General features: G+C 37.2%; 1 protein-coding gene. It reads left to right on the top strand.

Annotated elements, in window-relative coordinates:
• Positions 1-219 precede the first annotated feature (219 nt).
• Complete coding sequence (locus tag AC1DG9_RS27340; RefSeq protein WP_172660185.1) at positions 220-759, top strand: RBBP9/YdeN family alpha/beta hydrolase; 540 nt, start codon at positions 220-222, stop codon at positions 757-759.
• Positions 760-959 lie beyond the last annotated feature (200 nt).

The following is a 959-nucleotide window of genomic DNA, read 5'->3' as shown; positions in this document are numbered from 1 at the left end:
AATGTACCCCTCGCAGGAGATTTGATAAGGTTGCCATATGGATCAACTCTGTTTTGTAACATGTCTTACAATTAAAATACCCTTGTAATTTAGCAAATATCATTTTTAAAATGGCTCAATAAGTTCATTACAGTTTACTAAATTGTGCGCAATATTAGGAGCTAAAATCTATACCTAAGCCCTATTAGAATAAAAGAATAAACAACTGCATTTAGAAAAATGGAAGCAAAAATTGTGATTATACCTGGACTAGGCGGTTCTGGAGATGACCATTGGCAAAGCTTTTGGTCGAGGAGCTTTGACAACGTCGTAAGGATCGAGCAGGAAAATTGGGATGAACCTGAATTGGAAAAATGGTTAGAAAAACTAAATGAGGCTATAGAAAAATTGGACTCGCCGGTTATTTTAGTTGCCCATAGTCTTGCGGTTTCACTAGTGCTTCATTGGGCGGTTAAATATGATAAATCTAAAATCAAAGGAGCATTGCTTGTAGCTCCTGCAGACGTTGATTCTCCTGAACACACCCCCGATGTTGTAAGAGGGTTTGCACCAATACCAATAATAAAGCTCGCTTTTCCATCAATAGTAGTGGCAAGTCTTAATGATCCTTACCTAAGCTTAAACAGAGCCAAATATTTTGCAGAACAGTGGGGCAGTGAATTCATAAATATCGGTGAGAAAGGCCATATTAATTCCGACTCAAACCTAGGATTTTGGGAGGAAGGCCAATTGATTTTACAGAAATTGCTAAAGTATTAAAAATACAAAGAAGTGGTAATGACAATCATGCTATCGTTGACAATCATACTACCGTCAACGTACGGCGCTCTTCTTTCGAGATGACGAGCGATCTGGTTATTTAACCAACCAGATCAACCGACTAAAGTTTTTACATAATTTAAACTTTGAGTAATACTCTTGTAAGGATCAATTTTAATAACATCCTGCTCCACAAAGAG

The sequence above is a fragment of the Pedobacter sp. 05L430 genome, from assembly GCF_056397585.1.
This window is presented reverse-complemented; position numbering and strand designations above follow the sequence as displayed.